Annotated in this window: 23 protein-coding genes; 3 read left to right on the plus strand and 20 right to left on the minus strand. The window is 74.7% G+C overall.

Annotated elements, in window-relative coordinates; translation table 11 throughout:
• Positions 1 to 23 precede the first annotated feature (23 nt).
• The 20 genes from O7628_RS02960 to mraZ form a co-directional block, all read right to left on the minus strand.
• Positions 24 to 443, minus strand: a complete 420-nt coding sequence (locus tag O7628_RS02960) for a TraR/DksA family transcriptional regulator (protein WP_043969309.1) — start codon at positions 441 to 443, stop codon at positions 24 to 26.
• A 223-nt stretch (positions 444 to 666) separates the two neighbouring features.
• Positions 667 to 2,172 carry a potassium/proton antiporter gene (locus O7628_RS02965; RefSeq protein ID WP_278128159.1) on the minus strand — a complete coding sequence of 502 codons (1,506 nt, stop codon included), beginning with the start codon at positions 2,170 to 2,172 and terminating at the stop codon, positions 667 to 669.
• Positions 2,173 to 2,194: 22 nt separating this feature from the next.
• Entirely contained in the window at positions 2,195 to 2,494 is a 300-nt protein-coding gene (locus O7628_RS02970) for a DUF167 domain-containing protein (protein WP_074474448.1), read from the minus strand.
• 6 nt (positions 2,495 to 2,500) lie between these two features.
• Positions 2,501 to 3,118, minus strand: coding sequence for a hypothetical protein (locus O7628_RS02975; protein ID WP_278128160.1), 618 nt, complete (start codon positions 3,116 to 3,118; stop codon positions 2,501 to 2,503).
• A 73-nt stretch (positions 3,119 to 3,191) separates the two neighbouring features.
• Positions 3,192 to 3,995 carry a DivIVA domain-containing protein gene (locus tag O7628_RS02980; RefSeq protein WP_043967314.1) on the minus strand — a complete coding sequence of 268 codons (804 nt, stop codon included), beginning with the start codon at positions 3,993 to 3,995 and terminating at the stop codon, positions 3,192 to 3,194.
• Positions 3,996 to 4,050: 55 nt separating this feature from the next.
• Entirely contained in the window at positions 4,051 to 4,350 is a 300-nt protein-coding gene (locus O7628_RS02985; RefSeq protein ID WP_043967312.1) for a YggT family protein, read from the minus strand.
• A gap of 29 nt (positions 4,351 to 4,379) precedes the next feature.
• Positions 4,380 to 5,102 carry a cell division protein SepF gene (gene sepF / locus O7628_RS02990; RefSeq protein WP_278128164.1) on the minus strand — a complete coding sequence of 241 codons (723 nt, stop codon included), beginning with the start codon at positions 5,100 to 5,102 and terminating at the stop codon, positions 4,380 to 4,382.
• Positions 5,103 to 5,292: 190 nt separating this feature from the next.
• The gene (locus O7628_RS02995) at positions 5,293 to 6,054 is read right to left on the minus strand and encodes a YggS family pyridoxal phosphate-dependent enzyme (protein WP_278128166.1); all 762 of its coding nucleotides are present in this window, start codon (positions 6,052 to 6,054) and stop codon (positions 5,293 to 5,295) included.
• Between the two features lie 9 nt (positions 6,055 to 6,063).
• Positions 6,064 to 7,176 carry a cell division protein FtsZ gene (gene ftsZ / locus O7628_RS03000; protein ID WP_278128168.1) on the minus strand — a complete coding sequence of 371 codons (1,113 nt, stop codon included), beginning with the start codon at positions 7,174 to 7,176 and terminating at the stop codon, positions 6,064 to 6,066.
• A 298-nt stretch (positions 7,177 to 7,474) separates the two neighbouring features.
• On the minus strand, positions 7,475 to 8,293 hold the full coding sequence (locus O7628_RS03005) for an FtsQ-type POTRA domain-containing protein (protein ID WP_278128170.1): 819 nt from the start codon (positions 8,291 to 8,293) through the stop codon (positions 7,475 to 7,477).
• A complete protein-coding gene (gene murC / locus O7628_RS03010; RefSeq protein WP_278128172.1) occupies positions 8,290 to 9,744 on the minus strand; it encodes a UDP-N-acetylmuramate--L-alanine ligase in 1,455 nt (484 codons plus the stop codon). The genes O7628_RS03005 and murC overlap by 4 nt, the downstream gene beginning before the upstream one ends.
• Positions 9,745 to 9,778: 34 nt before the next feature.
• Positions 9,779 to 10,885, minus strand: a complete 1,107-nt coding sequence (murG, locus tag O7628_RS03015) for an undecaprenyldiphospho-muramoylpentapeptide beta-N-acetylglucosaminyltransferase (RefSeq protein ID WP_278128173.1) — start codon at positions 10,883 to 10,885, stop codon at positions 9,779 to 9,781.
• Entirely contained in the window at positions 10,885 to 12,291 is a 1,407-nt protein-coding gene (locus O7628_RS03020; protein WP_278136189.1) for a putative peptidoglycan glycosyltransferase FtsW, read from the minus strand. The genes murG and O7628_RS03020 overlap by 1 nt, the downstream gene beginning before the upstream one ends.
• 318 nt (positions 12,292 to 12,609) lie before the next feature.
• A complete protein-coding gene (gene mraY / locus O7628_RS03025; RefSeq protein WP_043967300.1) occupies positions 12,610 to 13,746 on the minus strand; it encodes a phospho-N-acetylmuramoyl-pentapeptide-transferase in 1,137 nt (378 codons plus the stop codon).
• Positions 13,743 to 15,143, minus strand: coding sequence for a UDP-N-acetylmuramoyl-tripeptide--D-alanyl-D-alanine ligase (murF, locus tag O7628_RS03030; RefSeq protein ID WP_278128176.1), 1,401 nt, complete (start codon positions 15,141 to 15,143; stop codon positions 13,743 to 13,745). The genes mraY and murF overlap by 4 nt, the downstream gene beginning before the upstream one ends.
• A complete protein-coding gene (locus O7628_RS03035) occupies positions 15,140 to 16,663 on the minus strand; it encodes a UDP-N-acetylmuramoyl-L-alanyl-D-glutamate--2,6-diaminopimelate ligase (RefSeq protein ID WP_278128177.1) in 1,524 nt (507 codons plus the stop codon). The genes murF and O7628_RS03035 overlap by 4 nt, the downstream gene beginning before the upstream one ends.
• A gap of 91 nt (positions 16,664 to 16,754) precedes the next feature.
• Complete coding sequence (locus tag O7628_RS03040; RefSeq protein ID WP_278128179.1) at positions 16,755 to 18,974, minus strand: penicillin-binding protein 2; 2,220 nt, start codon at positions 18,972 to 18,974, stop codon at positions 16,755 to 16,757.
• A 5-nt stretch (positions 18,975 to 18,979) separates the two neighbouring features.
• Positions 18,980 to 19,600, minus strand: coding sequence for a hypothetical protein (locus O7628_RS03045; protein ID WP_278128180.1), 621 nt, complete (start codon positions 19,598 to 19,600; stop codon positions 18,980 to 18,982).
• Entirely contained in the window at positions 19,597 to 20,691 is a 1,095-nt protein-coding gene (gene rsmH / locus O7628_RS03050) for a 16S rRNA (cytosine(1402)-N(4))-methyltransferase RsmH (RefSeq protein ID WP_074474538.1), read from the minus strand. The genes O7628_RS03045 and rsmH overlap by 4 nt, the downstream gene beginning before the upstream one ends.
• Before the next feature lie 202 nt (positions 20,692 to 20,893).
• Entirely contained in the window at positions 20,894 to 21,325 is a 432-nt protein-coding gene (gene mraZ, locus O7628_RS03055) for a division/cell wall cluster transcriptional repressor MraZ (RefSeq protein ID WP_043967289.1), read from the minus strand.
• Between the two features lie 354 nt (positions 21,326 to 21,679).
• Between mraZ and O7628_RS03060 the strand changes: the two genes are divergently transcribed.
• The 3 genes from O7628_RS03060 (at position 21,680) to O7628_RS03070 (ending at position 24,438) form a co-directional block, all read left to right on the plus strand.
• A complete protein-coding gene (locus O7628_RS03060) occupies positions 21,680 to 22,927 on the plus strand; it encodes a MurT ligase domain-containing protein (protein ID WP_278136190.1) in 1,248 nt (415 codons plus the stop codon).
• Positions 22,917 to 23,636: a glutamine amidotransferase gene (locus tag O7628_RS03065; protein ID WP_278128182.1), complete on the plus strand. Its 720-nt coding sequence runs from the start codon at positions 22,917 to 22,919 to the stop codon at positions 23,634 to 23,636. The genes O7628_RS03060 and O7628_RS03065 overlap by 11 nt, the downstream gene beginning before the upstream one ends.
• Before the next feature lie 70 nt (positions 23,637 to 23,706).
• The gene (locus tag O7628_RS03070) at positions 23,707 to 24,438 is read left to right on the plus strand and encodes a VTT domain-containing protein (RefSeq protein WP_278128184.1); all 732 of its coding nucleotides are present in this window, start codon (positions 23,707 to 23,709) and stop codon (positions 24,436 to 24,438) included.
• Positions 24,439 to 24,473 lie beyond the last annotated feature (35 nt).

The following is a 24,473-nucleotide window of genomic DNA, read 5'->3' on the forward strand; positions in this document are numbered from 1 at the left end:
CCCTGACCGGCCGGGGAGCGGGGTCAGCGCCGCTCCTCCAGCTGCTTGCACTTCACGCAGAGGGTCGCCGACGGGAAGGCCGCGAGCCGCTCCACCGGGATCGGGTCGCCGCACTTCTCGCACCAGCCGTAGCCACCCTCGTCGAGCCGCTCCAGGGCCCGCTCGACCTGCGTGATCCGTTCCCGGATGCTGTTGGCGAGTGAGATCTCCTGCTCCCGCTCGAACGTCTTGGTGCCGGTGTCGGCCTGGTCGTCCCCGGCCGAGTCGGTCAGCCGGTCGCGCTGCAGCTCGGTGATCTCGCTCAGCGTCTGATCGTACTCGGCGCTCAGCTCGTCGCGGCGGGCCGCCAGCGCCGCCCGGATCTTCTCGGTCTCCGCCGCGCTGCGGGTGGTCCTGGCCACCGGCTTGCGCCCGGCGGTCCTGGTGTCGGCTGGCTTCACCATCGTCACTCCCTCGCGCCACGGGACCGCGGCATGCCACGGCCTCTGGACAGGGGGCACCGGCCTGGCGCCCCCAGGTAACAAAACGGGCGCGCGGCGAGGACCGCCGCGCACTCCGGAGGTTGGCAAGAATACGGAACGTACAGGCGTCCGACAACGTGCCGCACCGCCGCACCGCTAATCCGCCTCGAAAAGCCCTCAAATGGGCAAAACGAACGCTAGCAGATCAGTCGTCGCGGTCGTCGCCGTACTCGCCAAACCACCGCGCCAGACGGCCCCGGCGGCTGACCGCACGCAGCCGCCGCTCGGCGGCGTCCCGCACCCCGGCGGTGGCCACGATCAACAGGCTGTCGCCCGCCTTCAGCCGGGTGCCCGGGCCGGGCACGAAGCCCACCCCGTCGCGCAGCACCAGCGTCACCGACGCGCCCACCGGCAGCCGCAGCTCGTCCACGTGCACCCCGCCCAGCCGCGAGCCCGGCGGCACCTCCAACTGGAGCAGGTCGGCCCGCATCCGCTCCAGCGGCGCGGTCTCGACCCGGATCTCCGCCGGCTCGGCGGGCGCGGTGACCCGCAGCCGGCGCGCGGCCGGGGCGAGGGTGCCCGCCTGGAGCACCGTGAAGATCACCACCAGCACGAAGACCGCGTCGAAGAGCTGCTCCGCCCCCGGGACCCGCTGCGACAGCGGGATGGTCGCCAGCACGATCGGCACCGCCCCGCGCAACCCCGCCCAGGACAGGAACGCCTGCTCGCGCGGGCCGACCCGGAACGGGGTGGCCGACACCGCCACCGACAGCGGCCGGGCCAGCAGCAGCAGCGCCAGCCCGGCGACCACCGCCGGCAGCACCGCCGCCTCCAGCCGGCCCGGCGAGACCAGCAGCCCGAGCAGCACGAACAGGCCGATCTGGGCCAACCAGGCCAGCCCGTCGGCGAAGCCGAGGATCGCCTGCCGGTGCGGCAGCCGGGCGTTGCCCAGCAGCACCCCCGCCACGTAGACGGCGAGGAAGCCCGAGGCGTGCAGCACCGCGCCGGCGGCGTACGCGAGCACGGTGAAGCCGACCACCGCGATCGGGTACAGCCCCGCCGACGGCAGCGCCGCCCGGCGCAGCGCCGCCCGGCCGGCCAGCCCCGCGCCCACCCCGACGGCCGCGCCCACGCTTAGCTCGTAGCCGAGCAGCAGCACCTCGTACCACCAGGGGTGGCCGGCCTCGGTGGCCGAGCGGGACAGCAGCACCACCAGCAGCACCACCGGGGCGTCGTTCATGCCCGACTCGGCCTCCAGGGTGGCGACCAGCCGGGGCGGCAGGCGCAGCCGGCGCAGCGTGGCGAAGACGGCGGCGGCGTCGGTGGACGAGAGCACCGCGCCGTAGAGCATCGCCAGCCGCCAGTCCAGCCCGAGCAGCAGGTGCACCGCCAGGCCGACCACCAGGATGCTCACCACCACGCCGACGGTGGACAGCGCCGAGGCCAGGCCGAGCACCGGGCGCAGGGTGCTCCACCGGGCGGTCAGCCCGCCCTCGGCGATGATCACGATCAGGGCGCAGAAGCCGAGGGTGCGGGTCAGGTCGACGTCGTCGAAGCGGATGCCCAGCCCGGACTCGCCGATGGCCACCCCGAGAGCCAGGTAGACCAGGAGGCTGGGCACGCCGAGGCGGGTCGAGAAGCGGACCGCGCCGACCGCCACCAGCAACACCCCGGCGCCGAGCAGCAGTGCGAGATCGAACCCGGGGGTCATGCCGGCCCGGTGCGGCCAGCCGTCACCGGCCGGCCCCGTCGCGCAGCCGGCGCAGCGTCTGCGTGAGCTCCGGCGTCGGGCGCTCGACCGCGAAGAGCTTGTCCCGGCTCGCCGCGCCGGCCCGCAGCGCGACGGCCGCCGGCCGGACGCCGAGCGCGTCGGCGAGGGCCCGGCGGGCCGCCTCGGTGGCCCGGCCGTCGACCGGCGGGGCGTTCACGGCGATCACCAGCGCCGGCCCGTGCGGGCCGTCGTGCCGGCCGCCGACGCGGGCGCGGGAGGCACCCGGCTTGACCCGTACGGCGACGGTGAGCGTGTCGTCCATCGGCCGTCAGAGCAGCCGGGCGTCGGCGAGCAGGGCGTCGTCCGGCGCGCAGCGCGAACACGGGGTGAACCCCAGCCGCACCGCCTCGGCCACCGGCAGCGGCTCGGCCCCGCGGCCGTAGAGGTGGGGGCAGTCGGACAGGTGGTAGCGCGGCCGGCCGTCCACGACCTGGACCTCCGCGTCGAGCTCGGCGACCAGCGCCGCGTCGGCCGGGGACACCGGCAGCGGCGGCGGCTCGTCGAGGGGCGTGGCGGCCTCGCCCGCCCCGTCGGCGGACGGGTCCGCCCCGACGGCCGGCGACCCGGGCGGTTGCCGCCACCCGGGGTCGTCGGCACCGATCGTGGACGGGACACGCTGGACCGGAACGTCCGGCCCGGCCGGGGGTCCGGCCGCGTCCCAGGGGGCCCGGCCGGCGGGGGGCCGGCCCTGGTCGGACGGGCCGGGGTCGACCCGCGCGGCTGCCGCCCGGGCGGCGGCCGCCTGGCGGGCGCCCACCACCAACGCGACGGCGGCCAGCAGGCTGGCCGCGATGGACGCGGCCAGCAGCACGCTGGAGCCACCGGTGAGGCCGACCACCAGGAGCACGACCGCGACGAGGATGAGCAACAGGCTTGCGACTAGCACGGCTCACCCCCGCCGCGTCGGATTCAGGTGGCACGGTCGGCGGCCGTCCCCACGACGGCCGCCACCCCGAAGATCAGCGGCCGGACTCCAGCGCGCCGGAGCGCCCGCCGCCGTACGAGCCGGCGAGGCCGGCGGCCGCGAGGCCGTTGCTGCCGCCGACGGCCCGGCCGCCCTCGGCCCGGGTCATCTCGGCCTCCAGGCCCTGACCACGGCCGTCGAGGTCGCGCAGCTGGCTCTCCAGGTAGGCCTTGAGCCGGGTGCGGTACTCCCGCTCGAACTGCTTGAGCTCCTCGATGTGCTTCTGCAACGCGGTGCGCTTGGCGTCGAGGCCGCCCATGGCCTCCTGGTGCCGCTGGCGGGCGTCGCGCTCCAGGGCGTCGGCCTTGGCGCGCGCCTCGCGGGTGACCTCCTCGGCCTTGGACCGGGCCTCGGAGAGCAGCTGGTCGGCCTCGCGACGGGCGTCGGAGACGTGGTCGTCGGCGGTGCGCTGGGCCATCATCAGCACCCGCAGCGCCTGCTGCTCGCCGTCGCCGGCCACGGCCGGGCCGCCCTGGGCGCGGACCTGCTCCAGCTCGGCCTGCATCGCCCGGGCGGCCTGCTCGGCGGCCACCTTGTCGCGCTGCACCCGGTCGAGCTGGGCCTTGACGTCGTTGAGCTCCGCGGCGAGCCGGGCGTCGCCGCCCGGACCGGCGGGGGCACCGCCGCGACCGCCGCGCTCCACCTGGGCGCGCAGCTCGTTGTTCTCCTCGATCAGACGGGCGAGCTCGCGCTCGACCTCGTCCAGGAAGGCGTCGACCTCCTCCTCGTCGTACCCCCGCTTGCCGATCGGCGGCTTTTTGAAGGCGACGTTGTGAACGTCGGCCGGGGTCAGCGGCATCGAAACTCCTCGGGTCAGTTGCGGCCGCGTAGCGGGCTGGACCTGCGGGTCTTCATCACCCGAGGATCAGCCGCTTCAACACGAACTCCATCAGCACGAACAGGATAACCAGGAGCACAAGGGAGGCCAGGTCGATGCTCACGGTACCAATTCGCAGCGGAGGGATCACACGCCTCAACGCCTTGAGAGGCGGATCAGTGACGCTCCACACGGATTCCAGTCCGACCGTCGCCCCCCGGCCCGGCTGCCAGCGACGCCCGTAGGCGAGGACCGCGCTGAGGACAAACCGGGCCAGAAGAATGATCAGGAAGACATACAGAATCAGGTACAGCACTTGCAGCAGGATCGACAACACAGCAGGCGACGTCCCTCGGTCGGGCGGGGCTAACTCAGGCTGAAGAACCCACCCTCAGCGATCTTGGCCTTGTCCTCCGCGGTGACCTGGACGTTAGCCGGTGAGAGCAGGAACACCCGGTTGGTCACGCGCTCGATCGTACCGCGCAGCCCGAACGCCAACCCGGCGGCGAAGTCGACCAGTCGGCGGGCATCGGCCTCGTCCATCTCGGTGAGATTGATGATCACCGGGACGCCGTCGCGGAAGTGCTCCCCGATCGTGCGGGCCTCGCGGTAGGTGGTGGGGTGCAGCGTGGTGATCTGGTAACGCTGCTCCTCCTCCACCGGGGCCACCCGCTCCCTCGGCTGGGTCTGCGGGGCCAGGGCGAGGTTGTCCCGGGTGTGGTAGGTCAGCGCGCCGGAGCCTTCCCCGCCGGAGCTGCGGGTGATCGACCGGACGCTGGACCGCTCGGGGCGCTCGACCCGCTCGGCGCGCTCCGGCCGGTCGGCGTCGGCCCGGTCCCGGTCCCGGTCGGAGTCCAGGGGACGGGTCGCGGAACGCTCGGTCAGCCGGCCCCGCTCACCGGCCCGGGGCCGCGGCGCCGGTGGCTCGTCGTCATCGTCGTCGTCGGCGAACTCCTCGGCGTACCGGCCCTGCCGGTAGCGCGACGACTCGCGGTAGCCACCCTTGTCGTAGCCACCGTCGTCGTACGCCCGCTCGTCGTCCTCCTCGACCAGACCGAGCCAGACCCCCGCCTTGCGCAGTGCACCCATCCCGCGCCCTTCCGTCCGCCGTGCGGCACGCGCCCCCGTGCCGTGTCGCTTCTCGCGAGTGGACAACCTGCCCACCGGACCGGAACAGCAATCCCCGGCCCACGATTCGCGGTCGTGGACCGCGCCCCCTGACGACGGGACGCCGCTCCTGAAACAACACTGATGTAATTTGCTTCTCTCGCGGGTCAGGCTACCGCAGCGTGGAACGCATTCCGAGCAACGCGCTGCCGACGCGGACATGTGTCGCGCCGTGTCGGATAGCCGCCTCCAGGTCCCCGCTCATCCCGGCGGAGAGCGCGACCGCCTCCGGATGGGCCGCGCGGAACGCCTCCGCCACCTCCGCGAGCCGGGCGAACGCCCGCTGCGGCTCCCAGCCCAGCGGCGCCACCGCCATCAGCCCCGCCAGCCGCAGCCCCGCCGCGCCGGCCACCGCGTCGGCCACCGGGCCGAGCCCGGCGTCCGGGTCGGCCGAGCCCGGCAACGCCCCGCCCCGGGACGGGTCGGCGTCGATGCTGACCTGCACCAACACGTCGACGGGGCGGTCCCGGCCCGCCAGGGCCGCGACGTCGAGCGCCCGGGTCAGCCGGACGCTGTCGACCGACTGGACGACGTCGGCGTAGCGGACCACCGACCGGCACTTGTTGCGCTGCAACTGCCCGATGAAGTGCCAGCGGGGCGTCGCCCCCGCGGCGGCCACCTCGGCGGCCTTGCCGGCGGCCTCCTGGTCCCGGTTCTCCCCCATGTCGACCACGCCCAGCCCGGCCAGGGCCAGCACGTCGGAGGCCGGATAGGTCTTGGTCACCGCGACCATGGTGACCTCGGAGTCGGCCCGCCCCGCCGCCGCGCAGGCGGCGGCGATGCGGGACCGGACCCGGGCCAGCCCGGCCGCCAGCTCGGCCAGGCGGTCGGCGCGCCCCGGCCCCGGGCGCACCGTCGGGTTCACGTCGGTCATCTCGGGCGGTCAGGATCCGTTCTTGAGGAAGTCCGGCACGTCCACGTCGTCGAAGAGCACCCGCCGCGGCGACTGGGACGGCGCCGGCATCGTGGCGGGGGGCGGCGACGGCGTGGCCGGCTGGGCGGGCTGGTTCTGGTTGCTCTTGCGGCTCGGCTCGGGCTTGTACGCCGGCGTCCCGCCGTCGAACCCGGCGGCGATCACCGTGACCCGCACCTCGTCGCCGAGGGCGTCGTCGATGACCGCGCCGAAGATGATGTTGGCGTCCGGGTGGGCCGCGTCGGTGACGAGCTGCGCCGCGTCGTTGATCTCGAACAGGCCGAGGTCGGAGCCGCCGGCGATGGAGAGCAGCACGCCGCGCGCGCCGTCCATGCTCTGCTCCAGCAGCGGGCTGGAGATGGCCGCCTCCGCCGCCTCGACCGCGCGGTTCTCGCCCCGGGCGCTGCCGATGCCCATGAGGGCGCTGCCCGCGCCGCTCATCACGCTCTTGACGTCGGCGAAGTCCAGGTTGATCAGACCCGGGGTGGTGATCAGGTCGGTGATGCCCTGGACGCCGGAGAGCAGCACCTGGTCGGCGGTGCGGAAGGCGTCCATCATGCTGATGTTGCGGTCGCCGAGCGCGAGCAACCGGTCGTTGGGGATGACGATCAGCGTGTCGCACTGGTTGCGCAGCTCGTCTATCCCCGCCTCGGCCTGCACCTGGCGGCGCTTGCCCTCGAAGGAGAACGGCCGGGTGACCACGCCGATGGTCAGCGCGCCGAGCTTGCGGGCGATGTTCGCCACCACCGGCGCGCCGCCGGTGCCGGTGCCGCCGCCCTCGCCGCAGGTCACGAAGACCATGTCGGCGCCCTTGAGCACCTCCTCGATCTCGTCGCGGTGGTCCTCGGCGGCGTTCTTGCCGACGTCGGGGTTGGCGCCCGCGCCGAGCCCCCGGGTCAGCTCGCGCCCCACGTCCAGCTTGACGTCGGCGTCGCTCATCAGCAGCGCCTGCGCGTCGGTGTTGATCGCGATGAACTCGACGCCCTTGAGCCCAACCTCGATCATCCGGTTGACGGCGTTGACGCCGCCGCCCCCGATGCCGACGACCTTGATGACCGCCAGGTAGTTGTGCGGAGGTGTCATCTCCGGTCCTTTCCCTTCGAGATTGGCATGGGCCGACCCCACACGGCTTGGCCAGACCAGCGCCGACACGGCCGGGCCCCAACGAGGCCGAGAGGTGAACCCTCACCCTCTACTAGAGGCTTACTGTTATGTCAACTACTGATCCTCTTCGGGGCAACGTAAGCGGCCCCACGCCCGGAGCCAAGGACCCGCCCGGCGTGTCGCCGCCGGAGAGGGCCACGCCTCACCTTCCGGCCCGCGCCGCCGGCCGGCCCTTGCCCCGGGGCGGCCCGCCCCGGCTGGGTCGCTGACCGGCCGGTCACCGGAAGGTGACCACGTCCGGCGCGCTCACGTCGATCGTGTCGGCCTTCCGACCGAGCAGGGCCGTGGCGACCCGGGCCTTGTCCGCCCCCCGGGTGGCGTCGCCCCAGACGACGGTCCGGTCGCCGCGCAGCCGCAGGCTGATCCGGGCCAGCCCCTCGACGCCGACCTCCACGAGCTGCCCGCGCAGCTCCGGGGTCAGCGCGCCCAGCACCTCCAGCCCGGCCAGGGTGCCCGGATCCGCCGGCCCCGGCTGGCCGACCCGCACCACCGGCAGGCCCTCCGGCTGCCGGGGCAGCGACCGGAAGACCACCCCGGACCCGTCGACCACGGCGAACCGCTCGCCCTGCGGCACCGCCGCCACCGGCGTGCGCTCCACCACCCGCACCACCAGCGCCCCCGGCCAGTCCCGGGTGACCGTCGCCCGCTCCACCGGGGCGAGCGCGCCGATCCGCCGGGCGACGGCGGCCAGGTCGACCCGCGCCAGCGGCTGGTCGTCCGGCACGGCGGCGGCCTCGCGGACCTCCACGGCGGTGACCAGCTCGGCGCCCTCCACCCGCACCTCGCGCACGCCGAACAGCCCGGTGCCGAACACCGTCCAGGCCACCAGCGCGGCCAGGGCCAGCACCCCCGCGGCCACCGCCCAGGGCAGCGCCGCGCGCATCCGGCGCTGCCGGGCCCGGGCCATGAACCGCCGGGTCGAGGGCGGCACCGCGTCCGAGCCGGCCCGCACCAGCTGCCAGCGCCGCACCGGCCCCCGCCGGCCCCCGCCCGGGTCCGCGCCGGCCGTGCGGCCCCGCGCCGGACCGGGGCTCATCCGGCGGTGGCCGCCGAGCCGCCCGCGTCACCTGCGCGGGCCGACAGGGCCGCCAGCAGCTCGTCGCCCATCAGCGAGATCGGCGGGGCGCCCATCGTCACCACCACGTCGCCCGGGCGGGCCCGGCGGGCAACCTCGACCGGCGCGTCCTCCCAGGAGCCGACGAAGACCTTCCGGTCGGCCGGCAGGGGCACCGCCTCCACCAGCGCCGCCGAGCCCTCCCCCGGCTGGCGCAGCTCGCCGGGGCCGAAGACCTCCAGCAGCACCAGCTCGTCGGCGAGGCCGAGGGCGGCGGCGATCTCCGCCTGGAGGTCGCGGGTGCGGTAGAGCCGGTAGGGCTGGAACACCACGAGCAGCCGCCCCTCGCCGGCCACCTCGCGCAGCGTCCGCATGGCCAGCGTCATCGAGGTCGGATGGTAGGCGTACTCGTCGTAGACCAGCACGCCGTCGGCGACGCCCTTGCGCTCGAAGCGCCGCCGCACCCCGGGAAACGCCGCGAGCGCGGCCTCCGCCGCCTCGACGGGCAACCCCAGCAGGTACGCGGTGAGCACCGCCGACGCGCTGTTGAGCCCCATGTGCCGACCCGGCACCGGCAGCCGGAACTCGCCCAGCGACCGCCCGTCGATCTCGGCGAGGTAGCGCACCCCCTGCGCGGAGGAGACGACGTCGCTCAGCCGCAGGTCGGCGTCGGCCGCCTCGCCGTACGTGTGCACCCGACGGCCCTCGGCCCGCAGCGTCTGCGCCAGCCGCCGCCCGCCCGGGTCGTCGGCGCAGGTGACGATGAACCCGTCGGGGTCGGTGAGCCGGGCGAACTCGGCGAACGCCGCCTCCAACGTGGCCAGGTCCCCGTACGTGTTGAGGTGGTCGGCCTCGATGTTGGTGATCACCGAGACGTACGGGCGGTAGATGAGGAACGAGCGGTCGCTCTCGTCCGCCTCGACCACGAAGTGCTCGCCGGTGCCGTGGTGCGCCCCGGAGCCGACCTCGGAGATCTCCCCACCGATCACGAAGGACGGATCGGCGCCGGCCTGCTGGAGCACCATCGTCACCATCGAGGTGGTGGTGGTCTTGCCGTGGGTGCCGGCGATCGCCACCGTGCGGCGGCCCGTCATCGCCGCCGCGAGGGCCTCGGAGCGGTGCAGCACCCGCAGCCCGCGCCGCCGCGCCTCCACCATCTCCACGTGGTCCTGCGGGATCGCCGAGGAGTAGACGACCGTGTCGACGCCGTCGAGGTTGGACGGCTCGTGGGTCATGTGGACGGTCCCGCCCAGCGCCCGCATCCCGGCCAGCGACGGCCACTCGCGCAGCTCGCTGCCGGAGACCGGCAGGCCCCTGGTGAGGAAGAGCCGGGCCAGCCCGCTCATGCCGACGCCGCCGACCCCGATCAGGTGGATCCGGCCCAGGTCCTCGGCGGTCAGCGTGCCGGCCGGGGTGAACTGCGCGGTGTTCATGACGGGCACCTTCCGGTCGCGACGGCCGCGCCCGTCATCGGGCCACCGCCTCGTAGACGAAGTTCAGCAGCGCCTCGTCGCCGTCGCGCCGCCCGTACGCCGCCGCGGCGGCGCCCATCGCGGCGAGCCGGTGCGGGTCGCGGATCAGCGGGATGATGGTGCGCTCCACCCAGTCCGGGGTCAGCTCGGCGTCGTCCACGAGCAGCCCGCCGCCGGCCTCCACCACGGGCAGCGCGTTGCGCTTCTGCTCCTGGTTGCTGTGCGGGTACGGCACGTAGACGGTGGGCAGCCCGATCGCGGCGACCTCCGCACAGGTCATCGCCCCGCCCCGGCCGAGCATCAGGTCGGCGGCGGCGTAGCCGATCTCCATCTGGGACAGGTAGGGCAGCGTCACGTACGGCACCGGCAGGTCGCTGGGGACCGGCACCGGCTCGTTGCGGGCGCCCATCACGTGCAGCACCTGCACGCCGTGCCGGGCCAGCTCCTTGGCCGCGCCCGCGACGGCGAGGTTGATCGACCGGGCGCCCTGCGAGCCGCCGGCGACGAAGAGGACCGGCAGGTCCGGCCGGAGTCCGAAGTGGGCGCGGGCGGCGGCGGCGTTGGCGGCCCGGTCCAGCCCGGCGATGCCCCGGCGCAGCGGCACCCCGACCACCCGGGCGTCGCGCAGCGCCTCGGCCTGCGCCGGCTGGTGCGGGAAGCCCACCGCGACGTTGCTCGTGAACTTCATGCCGAGCCGGTTGGCCACCCCCGGCGGCACGTTCACCTCGTGGATGACGATCGGCAGCTCGCGCCGCCAGGCGGCCAGGTAGCCGGGCACCGAGACGTACCCGCCGAAGCCGACGACCACGTCGGCGGCGACCTCGTCGATCACCTTGCCCGCCGCGCGGGCCGCCTTCCACATCCGGTCGGGGGTGCGGACCAGGCTCATGTTCACCGACCGGGGCAGCTGGTAGGCCGGGATCTGCCGCAGGTCGTAGCCGGCCGGCGGAATCAGCTCGTTCTCCAGGCCCTTCGGTGTGCCGAGGCAGGTGATCCGGACGCCCGGGTCGTGTCGGCGCAGGCAGTCGGCGAAGGCGAGCAGCGGGTAGATGTGGCCACCCGTGCCCCCTCCGCAGAGCACCACCGAACGCAGCGGACCCATCAGCGTCTCCTCTCGCTCGCCGTCCCGCCCCTGGCCCGGTCCGGCCGGGCGCCACGGGATGCGGCCTGGTCGTCCTCGCGCCGCGCCCGCGACCGGGGCACGGACCCACGGTCCGCCGGTGGCGGCGCCGGGCGACGGCGCCGGCCGGGAAGCGGCGGCAACGGGGCCCAGAGTAGTCGGACCCATCGGGCGGGCGGACGGGCATGCAGGGCTCGGGCCGCGTCGGGTTCGCAGCGGGCGAACGAGGCGAGCATCCCCACCGCCGCCATGGTCACCACCAGGGCGCTTCCGCCGTCGGAGATGAACGGCAGCGGCACGCCGGTCATCGGCATCAGGCCGATGACCCCGCCGATGTTGATGATCGCCTGCCCGACCAGCCAGGTGGTCGCCCCGGCGGCGGCGAGCCGGCGGAACGGGTCCTCGACCCGCCGGGCGATGCGCAGCCCGGTGTAGCCGAGCACCGCGAACAGGGTGATCAGCACCACGCAGCCGACCACGCCCAGCTCCTCGGCGAGGACGGCGAAGATGAAGTCGTTGTGCGCCTCCGGCAGCCAGCCGAACTTGAAGCTGCTCTTGCCCAGCCCGACGCCGAACCAGCCGCCGTGCTCGATGGCGTTGCGGCCCTGGACGAGCTGGTAGCACCACGTCTCGAAGCAGTCCTTGGGCTCGGGCGGGTTGAAGAAGATGGTGAGCCGGGCCAGCCGGTAGTTCTCCTCGCCCTTCGCCCCCGAGCCCGCGCCGAGCGAGGCGGCGGCGACGAGCAGCCCGATGCCGACCAGCCCGATCACCGACAGCACGGCGAAGACCTTGGCGCGCACCCCGGCCGCCCAGAGCAGGCCGACGACGAGGGCCAGCAGGCAGAGCATCGTGCCGACGTCGTTGTAGCCGACCAGCACGAACAGCAGCGCGACCACGGGGAACAGCGGGGTGGCCAGCTCCTTCCACCAGCCGAGCCGGGCGCCCTTGCGGGCCAGCACGTCGGCGCCCCACAGCACCAGCGCGAACTTCGCCAGCTCGGAGGGCTGGAGCTGGACGCCGCCGACGAACAGCCACAGCAGGTTGGCCTCCAGCGGCCCCACCCGCTTCACCCCGAAGAACGAGTCGAGCGCGAGCAGCAGGTTGAGCACCAGCAGCAGCACCACGGCGATGCCGAGCGCCGTGCCGGCCACCGACCGGTAGGTGCTCGCCGGCAGCCGCTGGCACACCCAGAACGCCACCACCCCGATCACCGCGAAGATCGCCTGCTGGGTGGCGTCGGCGAACGCGTTGCCCTCTTCGGCGTAGTTCTTCACGCTGGTGGCCGAGAAGACCATGGTCAGGCCGATGACCAGCAGCAGGCCGGCGCTGGAGATCAGCAGATAGTAGGAGGCCAGCGGGCGGGCCAGCAGGCCCCGCAGCGCGGCCAGCCCGCCGGCGGCGTCCAGGCCGAACCCGGGCGCGGCGGCCGGCGGGTCGACCCCCCGGCCGCCCCCCGGGCCGCGTCGGCCGGACGTGTCGGTCGTTGTCGCGCTGGTGCCTCGGTCCTCCCCCACCCGCCCATCATCGCCAATGCGGACGGCCCGTTCCGGCCGAACGCCGTGGTCGGCGTGTCGCCGGGCGAAAGGAGGGGCCCCCTGTTAACGCATTCTGCATAGCAGGGGCCCCTTCTTAACGCCTGGCGCGCCGCGCGAGCGGTGCCGGGCCGCGCCGGGCGGGCCGGCGGCACCGGGCGGACGGCGGGCGGCTCAGCCCATCGCGGCGAGGAAGTCGCTGTAGAACAGGCCGAGCGCGATGGCCACGCCGATCCCCGCGATGATCCAGAACCGGACCACGATGTTGACCTCGCTCCACCCCGCGAGCTCGAAGTGGTGCTGCAACGGCGACATGCGGAACACCCGCTTGCCGGTGGTGCGGAACGAGATGATCTGGATGACCACCGACATCGTGATGATCACGAAGAGCCCGCCGATGATCGGCAGCAGCAGGATGGTGCGGGTGGACATCGCCATGCCGGCGATCAGGCCGCCCAGGCCGAGCGCGCCGGTGTCGCCCATGAAGATCCGGGCCGGCGAGGTGTTCCACCACAGGAAGCCCACACAGGCCCCGGCCGCCGCCCCGGCGATCAGCGCGATCTCCAGCGGGTCCCGCACGGTGTAGCAGTAGTTGTCGGGGTTCGCCGTGTACGACGGGTCGGCGCACCAGTGCCGGTACTGCCAGAACGCGATCAGCGCGTACGCGGCGAGGACCATCACCGACGCGCCGGTGGCCAGGCCGTCCAGGCCGTCGGTGAGGTTCACGCCGTTGGTCGCCGCCATCACCACGAAGATGAAGATGACCACCGCGCCGATCTTGGTGACGTCCAGCGCGGGGATGTCCCGGATGAAGCTCAGCGTGGTCGCGCCCACGGTCTCGGTGTTGGTGGCCGCCCCGCTGGCGTCGGTCATGCTGCTGGGGAAGTAGAGCGCGACGACGCCGAAGGCCGCGCCGACCAGGATCTGCCCGGCCAGCTTGCCCCGCTTGTTGAGGCCGCCGCTGTTCCGCTTGCGGACCTTGAGGAAGTCGTCGATGAAGCCGACCGCGCCGGAGAACACCATCAGCCCCAGCAGGACCAGCGCGGTGATCGTCGGCTCGACCTGGGCGATCTGCGCGTCCGGCAGGGTGGTCAGGGCGAGGTGCCCGGCGACGTACGCGATGACGGTGGCCAGGATGAAGACCACGCCGCCCATCGTCGGCGTGCCCTTCTTGCCCTCGTTGCTGGCGAGCCCGAGGTTCGATCGGATCGGCTGGCCGGCCTTCAGCCGGGCGAACACCTTGATCGCGATCGGGGTGCAGAAGAGCGAGACGAGGAAGGCCACCCCGATGGCGACGATCACCGCCCTCATGCGGCGGCACCCCCGTCCGTGGCGTCGGCGCGCAGCGCGTCGGCCACCTCCCAGGTGCGGTACCGGGAGCCCTTCACCAGGACGACGTCGCCCGCCCGTAGTTCACTCCGCAGCACCTCGACGGCCGCCGCCTGATCGGTGAGCAGCACCGATTTTCCTCCCCAGTCCTCTACCGCTGTCGCGCCCTCGTGGATCGGCGCCGCCGGCTCGCCCACCACGAGCAGCCGGTCCACACCCAGCTCGGCCGCGAGCCGGCCGACCTCCAGGTGCCCCTGTCGTTCGTACTCCCCCAGCTCGGCCATGTAGCCCAGCACCGCGACCGCCCGCCCCGCGCCGCGCATCCCGGCGAGCGCGCGCAGCGCCACCGCCGTGGACGCCGGGTTCGCGTTGTACGAGTCGTCGATCACCGTCACGCCGTCGGGGCGCTCGAAGACGTCCATCCGGCGGGTGGAGACCAGGCCCAGCTCGCCCAGCGCGGCGGCCAGCTCGCCCAGCGGCATGCCCAACTCCCGGGCCACCGCGGCGGCGGCCAACGAGTTCGACACCTGGTGCCGGCCGGTGAGCCCGAGCCGCACGGCCGCGTTCCCCTCCGGCGTCACCAGGGTGTACGCGGCGCGGCCCCGCCCGTCCAGCGTCACGTCCACGGCCCGCACGTCGGCGTGCGCGGCCTCGCCGTAGCGCACCACGCGGGCGGCGGTGCGGGCGGCCATCGCGTCGACGAGGGGGTCGTCCGCGTTGAGCACCGCCAGCCCGTCGGCGGGCAGCGACTCGACCAGTTCCCCCTTGGCCAGCGCGATGTTCTCCACCGAGCCGAACTCGCCGAGGTGCGCCACGCCGACGTTGAGCACCACCGAGATGCGCGGCGGCACCACCTCGCACAGGTAGCGCACGTGCCCCACCCCCCGGGCGCCCTTCTCCAGCACGAGGAAGCGGGTGTCCGCGTCGGCCTGCAACGCCGTCCACGGGTGTCCCAGCTCGTTGTTGAACGACCCCGGCGGGGCCACCGTGGGGCCGAGCCGCGCGGTGAGCTGGGCGATCAGGTCCTTGGTGGTGGTCTTGCCCGACGAGCCGGTCAGCCCGATCACGGTCAGCGCGGGCAGCCGGTCCACGACCGCGCGGGCCAGCCGGCCCATCGCGTCGAGGGCGTCGCCGACGAGCACCATCGGCACGCCGGGCACCTCCCGGGTGCCGAGCACCGCCACCGCGCCGGCGGCCACGGCACCGGCGGCGTAGTCGTGGCCGTCCACCTTCTCGCCGGGGAACGCGACGAACAGCGCGCCCGGCCCGGCCCTGCGCGAGTCGAACTCCACCGGGCCCGTCACCCGCGCGGCGGGGTCGGCGGCGACCAGCCGGCCGCCGACCGCCTCGGCCACCTCGGCCAGCGTCAGCGGGATCATCGCCGGCCCGCCAGGTCCCCGAAGCGGGCGCGCAGCGCGTCGGCCAGCTCCGTGCGGTCGTCGAACGGCAGCACCTCGCCGCCCACCTCCTGCCCACGCTCGTGCCCCTTGCCGAGCACGGCGACCACGTCACCCGGGGCGGCCAGCCGGACCGCCTCGTCGATCGCCGCACGCCGGCCGGCCACCTCGACGATCCGGGCCGGCGTGGCGGCGGCGTACGCCCCGGCCAGCACCTCCGCCCGGATCCCGGCCGGCTCCTCGGTGCGCGGGTTGTCGTCGGTCACCAGCACCACGTCGGCGCCCCGGGCGGCGGCCGCGCCCATCTCCGGCCGCTTGCCGCGGTCGCGGTCGCCGCCGGCGCCGAGGACGCAGATCAGCCGCCCGGCGCTCAGCTCGCGCAGCGCGGCCAGGGCCGCCACGATCGCGTCGGTCTTGTGCGCGTAGTCGACCACCCCGCGCACCGGCCCGGCCGCCGAGACCAGCTCCAGCCGGCCGGGCACCCCGCCGCAGGCGGCCACCCCGGCGGCGGCGGTCGCCGCGTCCACCCCCGCGCCGACCAGCGCGGCGATGGCCAGCAGGGCGTTGGCGACGTTGTGCCGCCCGGGCAGCGCCACCCCGGCCGGCACGGTCACCCCGCCGGGGCCGTGCGCGGTGAACCGCTGCGCGTAGCCCTCGCCGTCGACGTCGGTGGCGTACCAGGTGGCGGTGGGGTCGCCGGCGGCCGAGTAGCTGACCGTGGCAGGGGTGAACAGCGGACGCAGCGCCGGCTCGTCATGGTTGAGCACCTCGACGGCGCAGCGCCCGTCGAACAGCTGCGCCTTCGCCGCGAAGTAGTCCGCCGAGTCGGCGTGGAAGTCCAGGTGGTCGGAGCCGAAGTTGGTGTAGCCGCCGACGGTGAACCGCACCCCGCCGACCCGCCCCATGGCCAGGGCGTGACTGGAGACCTCCATGACCAGCGCCGTGACCCCGCGCTCCCGGGCGGCGGCGAGCATGGCGTGCAGGTCGGTGGCCTCCGGGGTGGTGCGCACGCTGTCGACGACCAGGTCGCCCAGCCGGGTCTCCACGGTGCCGATCAGGCCCGTGACGTGGCCGGCGGCGCGCAGCCCCGACTCCACCAGGTAGGCCGTGGAGGTCTTGCCGGCGGTGCCGGTGATCCCGATGACGGTCAGGCCGGCGGTGGGGTCGCCGTAGACGGCGGAGGCGAGCGCGCCGAGCACCGCGCGGGGGTCGGGCACCACCAGCGCCGGCAGGCCCGCCGCGGCCACGGCCGGCGCGCCGGCCGGGTCGGTGAGGGCGGCCACCGCGCCGGCGGCGGCCGCGCCGGCGGCGAACTCCGCGCCGTGGCGGCGGGCGCCGGGCAGCGCCGCGTACAGGTCGCCGGGGCGGACCTCCTGGCTGGCGTGGGTCACCCCGGTGACGGCCTGGTCGGCGGCCCCCTCGGGGGCCTCGACGGCGAGCCGGTCGGCGAGTTCGCCGAGCCGGATTCCGGTCACGGTACGTGGGCGTGGATTGCCGGGCACGGCGTCAGACCCTACCCGGTCGTCCGGTTCCGACCGTACAGCCGCCCCGGTGGTTCGTCCCCACCAACCGATGATGTCCCGCCGTGCCTGGTCAGCGCGGAAAGACCTCGAACTTGGGCGCCGGCGCGCCGGACGGGGGGACGCGGTTGCGGCTGAGCGTGAAGCCCATGATGTCGCGGAACGCCGGCGCGGCGACCGCCCCGCCCCCGCCACCGGGGCTCCACACGAAGACCGCCACCACGAAGCGCGGATTGTCCGCCGGGGCCATCCCGATGAACGAGCCGACCTCGCCGGGCTGCTGCTTGCCGTCGACGTAGCGGATGCCGGTGCCGGTCTTGCCGGCGACCCGGTAGCCGGGGACCGCCGCGGCGAGGCCGGTGGCCCCGTCGACGGTGGTGACCGCCTCCAGCATGGTGCGCAGCGCCGCCGCGTTGGCCGGGCTGAGCACCGAGCGGGTGACCGGCGCCTTGCCCGGCGTCCGGCTGCCGTCCCTGCCGCTGATCACCTCCTTGATCAGGTGCGGCTGGACGTACGTGCCGTTGTTGGCGATCGCGGCGTACGCGGCGGCCATCTGCAACGGGGTGGCGTCGACGCTGTGCCCGATCGGCACCGACCCGTACGACGACCCGCTCCACGACTGGACGGGCAGCAGCCGGCCGCTGGCCTCCCCCGGGATGCCCTCGCCGGTGGGCTGGCCGAGCCCGAAGCGCTTCTGGTAGTCGATCAGCCGGTCCGGGCCGAGCTTGTCGGCGATCTCGATGGTGCCGACGTTCGACGAGTACGCGAGCATCCCCGGCAGGCTCATCCGCTGCCCGTTCGCCGGGTGGGTGTCGCGGAACGTGGTGTCGCCCTTGACGATGGTGTCGGGGATCGGCAGCGCCGTGTCGGGGGTGACGACACCCTCCTGGAGCGCCGCGCCGAACGTGATCGCCTTGTGGATGGAGCCGGGGTCGACCACGAAGCTGGTGGCGGCGTCCTCCCGGTCGGTCGGCTCGCTCTCCTGCGGCTTCGCCGCGTTGTAGGTGGGGTGGCTGGCCTGGGCCAGCACCTCGCCGGTGGGCACGCCGAGGACGATGGCGACGCCGACGCTGCCCTGCGCCTTGGCCACCTGGGTCTTGAGCACCTGCTGCGCCTTGAACTGGAGGTCCCGTTCGATGGTCAGTTGCAGGGAGCTGCCCGGCTTGGCGGGGGTGGTGCTGCTGTAGCCGCCGGGGATCGGCGCGTCGAGCTTGCCCTGGCCGGCCTCGTAGACCCGGCGGCCGTTCTCGCCGCGCAGCAGGTCGTCGTAGCGGGCCTCCAGGCCCTCCAGGCCGACCATGTCCTGACTGGTGAAGCCGATCAGGTTGGCGGCCAGGTCGCCGCCGGGCACCTCGCGCCGCTCGTCGCGGTGCACGCCGATGCCGTACAGGTCGAGCGCCACGATCTTCTTGGCGGTCGGGATGTCGACGCCCCGGGCCAGGTATTCGAACTGGGAGGACTTCCCGTTCTCCAGGGTGCGCGGCTTCATCCGCTCGGCCAGCTCGGAGGCCGGCAGGCCGAGCAGGGGCGACAGCGCCCGCGCGGTCTCCGTGCGGTCCTTGACCTGGGTCGGGTCGGCGAAGACGTACCGGGCCTCGACGCTGTTGGCCAGCGGGGCGCCGGTGCGGTCGTAGATCGCCCCCCGGGGGGCGGGCAGGTCCACCCGGGTCAGCCGGTTGGCCAGCCCGCCGCCGGCGTACGCCGGGGTGTCGACGGCCTGGAGGAAGACCAGCCGGATGCCGATGGCGGCGAACAGCACGAGGACGAGCAGGGTGCCCAGGCGCAGCCGGCGGCGCGGGTCGGCCAGCCGGGGCGGCTTGCGCGGCTTGCGCGGCGACCGCCCGGCGGCGGGCCGGGTGGGACGGCGCGGGCCGCGCCCGGGGGGTCGGCGGCGCGGCGGGCGCGGCGCGTCATCGTCGTCGTCGGGCCGCGCCCGGGTGGGCACCGTCCGGACCACCGCGGCCCGCGCGGCCGGGACGGGCTCCCGGCGGGCGGCGCGGCCTGCGCCGGCGCGGCCGCCGTCGAGCACCTGCAACGCCGGCCGGAACGGGTCGCCGCCGGCCCGGGCCCCACGCGGGGTACGCCGCTGCTCGGCGCCCCCGGCGGTCGGCCGGCCCGCCGCCTGGCGCTCCTCGCGGACGGTGCGCCCCCGGGGGGTGTACGCCCGCGCGTCGGAGATGCCCTGCACGCCGGGCTCGCCGGTGCGCGGCTCGCCCCGCCCGCCGGTGGCCCGCGACGAACCGCGCCGGGAGCCCGAAGGGTCCCGGCGCGGTTCCTCAGCTCTCGGCGGCACCTCGGTCAGCCCCCCGCACCCTGCTGGCTGGTGACCGACGGCTGGCCGTTGGCCGGCTGCGGCACCCCGATCACCCGGCCGTCCGGCAGCCGGATGTACGCCGGCTCCTCCGCCTCGACCATGCCGAGCCGGCGGGCCGTGGCGGTGAGGTTGCCGGGCGCCTTGGCGTCGGCGATCTCCTTCTCCAGCTGCTGCTGGTCCACGTCGAGCTTGGCCTGCTGCTGCTGGAGCCGCTCCAGCCGGAACGAGTTTTCGTTGATCTTGGTGTTGACCAGCAGGATGCCGAGCACCCCACCGACGACCAGCACCAGGATCAGCGCCACGAACGGCGCCCGCGGCACCGACACCGGCGGCGGCGGGGCGACCCGCAGCCGCGGCGACGGGGTCGCCGCCGCACCGGCCCGCTCGGTCGGGCTGACCCGCTCCGTCGGGCGCAGCGCGGCGCTGCCGTTGGTCGGGAACTCGCGCGCCCCCCGGGCGCGAGTCTCCCCCTGCCGGTCGAGCCGGCCGGCCCCCGGAGCCGGCATCCCGGCCCGCGTGGTCCGCTGCGCCGCGATCCGGCCCCCCGACCGCGGTGCACGCTGCCCGACGCCGGTGTCCCGGCCGTCGCGCTTGTCAGCGTTCATCTTCTTCTTCCCTCCCCCTCTTCGTCCGTCCCTGCGCCCGTCGGCCCCGGATCCGCCGATCCGGTTCCCGGTTGGTGCATCGCCCTGACCCGCCGGCGGGGCCGTTCGCGGTCGGCCCGCCCCTGTCGCTCCGCATCCGGGTCGATCCGTTCCGCGGCCCGCAGCCGCACCGACGCGGCACGCGGGTTCGCGGCGACCTCCGCCTCCCCGGGCAGCTCCGCGCCCCGGCTGAGCAGCCGGAACGTCGGACCCGACCCGGGCAGTTCGACCGGGAGGTCGACCGGGCCCTTGCTGCGGACCCGGTCGGTGAGGGCCGCCTTGGTGAGCCTGTCCTCCAGCGAGTGGTAGGACAGGACCACCATGCGGCCGCCCACGGTGAGCTTGTCGAGAGCGGCCGGCAGCGCCGTCTCCAGCGCCGCCAGCTCCCTGTTTACCTCGATCCGTAAAGCCTGAAACGTTCTCTTGGCCGGGTGTCCACCGGTTCGTCGGGCTGGTGCGGGAATGCTCTCCCTGACCAGTTCCGCCAGCCGCGCCGACGAGGTGATCCGGGCCCGTTCCCGCTCCCGCAGGATCGCCGAGGCGATCCTCGGGGCGAACTTCTCCTCCCCGTAGACCCGCAGCACCCGGGCCAGGTCCGGGTGGGAGTAGGTGTTGACCACCTCTTCGGCGGTCACCCCCCGGGTCTGGTCCATCCGCATGTCCAGCGGCGCGTCCTGCGCGTAGGCGAACCCGCGGTCGGGCGCGTCCAACTGGAGCGAGGAGACGCCCAGGTCGAACAGGACGCCGTCGATCGCCGGATAACCCAGCCGCGCCAGCACCTCGGGCAGCTCGTCGTAGACGGCGTGTTCGAGGTGGACCCGGTCGGCGAACCGGGCCAGCCGGACCCGCGCGTGGGCGAGGGCCTCGGTGTCCCGGTCCAGCCCGATCAGCACCGTGCGCGGATGCCGTTGCAGCACCGCCTCGGCGTGACCGGCCAGGCCCAGCGTGGCGTCGACGTGGATCGTGCGGTCGCCCCTGTCCAGCGCGGGGGCCAACAACTCGAGACACCGCTCGAGCAGCACGGGCACGTGCGTGCCGCGAAGCTCCCCCATGTCGACCCCCACCGGTTGGACCGTCCGTTTCTCTCCGCGCCTGTCGTCGGACGACGCCTCCGTCGTACCGCCAGATCCCCATCCGCTCCCGCCCACCGGAGGCCGCGGCCCTCCGGGAGATCGTGCGCCTGGCACCGGGGAAGGGGTGCCAGGAACTCGAAAGCGGCTGGAGATCTCGCAGTACGTCGGGCGTCGTCACGCCCTACAGACCGCCGGGCAACACCCCCTCCTCGATGTCGGCGAAGTCGTCTTCGCTGTCGGCGAGGTAGGCCTCCCAGGCCGCCTTGTCCCAGACCTCCACCCGTGTGCTCGCGCCGATGACCACGAGGTCGCGGTCGAGACCGGCGTAGGCCCGCAGGTGTGCCGGGACGGTGACCCGGCCCTGCTTGTCCGGGACCTCGTCGTGCGCGCTGGCGAAGAAGACCCGGCTGTAGGCGCGGGCCGCCTTGTTCGTCATGGGTTGCGCGCGCAACTGGTCGGCGATGCGCTGAAACTCGGGCATCGGGAAGACGTAGAGACAGCGATCCTGCCCTTTGGTGATCACGACACCCCCCGCCAGCTCATCCCGGAACTTTGCCGGAAGGATCAACCGGCCCTTGTCGTCCAGGCGCGGGGTGTGGGTGCCGAGGAACATCGGCCCAACCCCCTCGCCCTTGCAGCGGCGTTCGCGGCGCCGCTCCCCCCGGGCCGGTGGGCCCTCCCGGCCTCACCATTGGTCCCCACTCTACTCCACTTCCCTCCACCTGCAACCAGATTCGCCGGCGCGGCGCGTCGCCGTCGCCGACAAAACCGCACGTCAGAAGGGGTGGAGCGAAGTGGAGGGCCGCACCGCCCCCACCCCGGCGTCCACTACCCGACATAGATCGACTCCATCCGGTCGAGCGCGTTCCGGCCGTCCGCCCGGGCGCCCCGGCCGAACGGTTCGCCGTCGGCGGCGATCTGGCGGGGGCGGCGGTCCGGTAACCTCGCTCGCGTGACGGACGCGAAGATGCCCCTGCGGGCAAAGGTGGCCAGCTCCGTGTCGCGGACCGCCGCGGCGCTGTCCCGGGCCGCGGGTCGTGGCGACGGTTCGGTGATCGGCGGCTGGATCGGCCTGAAGATCGACCCCGACCTGCTGGCCCACCTCTCGGCGGGGCGCGCCATCGCGCTGGTCTCCGGCACCAACGGCAAGACGACCACCACCCGGCTGACAACGGCGGCGGTCGGCGTCCTCGGCCGGGTCGCCACCAACTCCTTCGGCGCCAACATGCCCACCGGCCACACCTCGGCGCTGGCCAAGGCCGGCAGCACCCCGTACGCCGTGCTGGAGGTCGACGAGCACTACCTGGCACAGGTCCTGGAGGCCACCGAGCCGCACGTGGTGGCGCTGCTCAACCTCTCCCGCGACCAGCTCGACCGGGCCAAGGAGGTCGCCATGATGGCGCAGCTCTGGCGCGCGGCGCTGGTCAACCACCCCGACGTGCGGGTGATCGCCAACGCCGACGACCCGATGGTCGTGTGGGCGGCCACCCCGCCCGGCGACCCGGCCCGGGGCATCCGGCCGCCGCACGTCACCTGGTTCAGCGCCGGCCAGCGCTGGCACGACGACTCGTGGGTCTGCCCCGAGTGCGGGCACACCATCGCGCGCAACGGCGACCAGTGGTGGTGCAGCGCCTGCCCGCTGCGCCGGCCCGAGCCGCAGTGGGCCGTCGAGGACGACGGGGTGCTCGACCCGACCGGCGCCTGGCACAAGGTGATGCTCCAGCTCCCCGGCAAGGTCAACCTCGGCAACGCCGCCACCGCCCTCGCCGTCGCCGCCGAGTTCGGCGTCCGGCCGGTCGACGCGGTCTCCCGGCTCGGCGCGGTCACCTCGGTCGCCGGCCGCTACGCCCAGGTCGACCGGGACGGGCGCAACATCCGGCTGCTGCTGGCGAAGAACCCGGCGAGCTGGCTGGAGGCGTTCGACATGGCCGACTTCGCGCCGACGCTGCTCTCCATCAACGCCCGGGACCCCGACGGGCTGGACACCTCCTGGCTCTTCGACGTCGACTTCGCCCCGTTGCGCGGCCGGCAGGTGCTGATCACCGGCGACCGGGCGTACGACCTGGCGGTCCGCCTCGACGTCAACGGCGTGCCCTTCCAGCACGTCCGCACGTTCGGCGAGGCGGTCCGGTCGGTTCCGCCGGGCCGGCTGGAGGTCATCGCCAACTACACCGCCTTCCAGGACATCCGAGCGGAGCTGGACCGTGTCAACTGAGAGCCTGCGTATCGTCTGGATCTACCCCGACCTGCTGTCCACCTACGGCGACCGGGGCAACATGCTGATCCTGGCCCGCCGGGCCCAGCAGCGCGGCATGCCCGTGGAGGTGCTGGAGGTCCGCTCCGACCAGCAGCTGCCCGCCACCGCCGACATCTACCTCATCGGCGGCGGCGAGGACGGCCCGCAGGCGCTGGGCGCGCAGCGGCTGCGCGCCGACGGCGGTCTGCACCGGGCCGTCGCCCAGGGTTCGGTGGTGTTCGGCGTCTGTGCCGGCTACCAGCTCCTCGGCACCTCGTTCTTCGCCAAGGGCGTCCAGTGCGCCGGGCTGGAGCTGCTCGACCTCTCCTCCGACCGGGGCCCGTCGCGGGCCGTCGGGGAGCTGGCCGGCGAGATCGACCCCCGCCTCGGGGTGCCGGCGCTCACCGGCTTCGAGAACCACGGCGGCCGCACCCACCTCGGGCCGGGCGTGTCCCCGCTGGCCCGGGTCACCGCCGGGGTCGGCAACGACGGCGCGACCGAGGGCGCGTGGCGGGGCAAGCTGCTCGGCACGTATTCGCACGGGCCGGCCCTGGCCCGCAACCCCGCCCTGGCCGACCTGCTGCTGCGCTGGGCGACCGGCGCGCACCAGCTCCCGCCGCTGGACGACACCTGGGCCGACCGGCTCCGCGCCGAGCGCCGCGCCGCGGTGGCCGCCGCCCGGGCATGACCCGGGCCGCCCGGCGGCGAGCTGAACGCGTGGGCCGTCCCCACCCGTCCGGGCCGCGGCCCCGCCGCCCATGACACCGGCCCCCCGGCGGCTGCTGCCGGCCGTCCGGCGGATCCTCCCGGGTGCCCGGCGGCTGCTCGGGCAGCCGGCGGCGCGCCGGTTCGCCCTGCTGCTGCTCCTGCTCGCCGGGCTGGCGGCGCTGCTGCCGGTGCTGCCCCGCCCGGAGGCGGGGGCGCTGCCCCGGCTCGCCGACCCCCTCGGCGGCTACGCCCCGCTCGCCGCGATCGTCGGCGGGGCGCTGCTGCTGGTCGCCCTGGTGCCGCGCACCTTCGTCACGCTCACCATCGGCGCGATCTTCGGCCCCCTCGAAGGGGCGGCGTACGCGCTCGGCGCGGCGCTGCTGGCCGCCGCGCTCGGCTTCGCCGTCGGCCGGGCGCTGGGCCGGGAGTTCGTCGCCGCACGGGTCCGCGGGCGGCTCGCCCGCCTCGACGGCTGGTTCGCCCGGCAGAGCGTGCTGGGCGTGGCCACCGTCCGGCTGCTGCCGATCTCCGGGTACGGCCTGGTCAGCTACGGCTACGGCACCACCGGGGCACGGGTGCTGCCGTACCTCGCCGGCAGCGTCCTCGCCTCCGCCCCGACAGCGTTCGGCTACGCGGCGCTCGGCGCGGCGGCCAGCTCCCCCGGCGACGTCAACTGGTACGCCGCCGCCCCCGCGAGCCTCGGCCTGATCGCCAGCGCGGTGCTGCTGCACCGCTGGTGGCGCGCGGAACGCCGCCGCCGCGCGGCCCCCTCCCCCCGCTGATCTTGCAGTTGCGGCCCCGACATTTCGCACTAAAG

Source organism: Micromonospora sp. WMMD956, assembly GCF_029626125.1.
Taxonomy (GTDB): domain Bacteria; phylum Actinomycetota; class Actinomycetes; order Mycobacteriales; family Micromonosporaceae; genus Micromonospora; species Micromonospora carbonacea.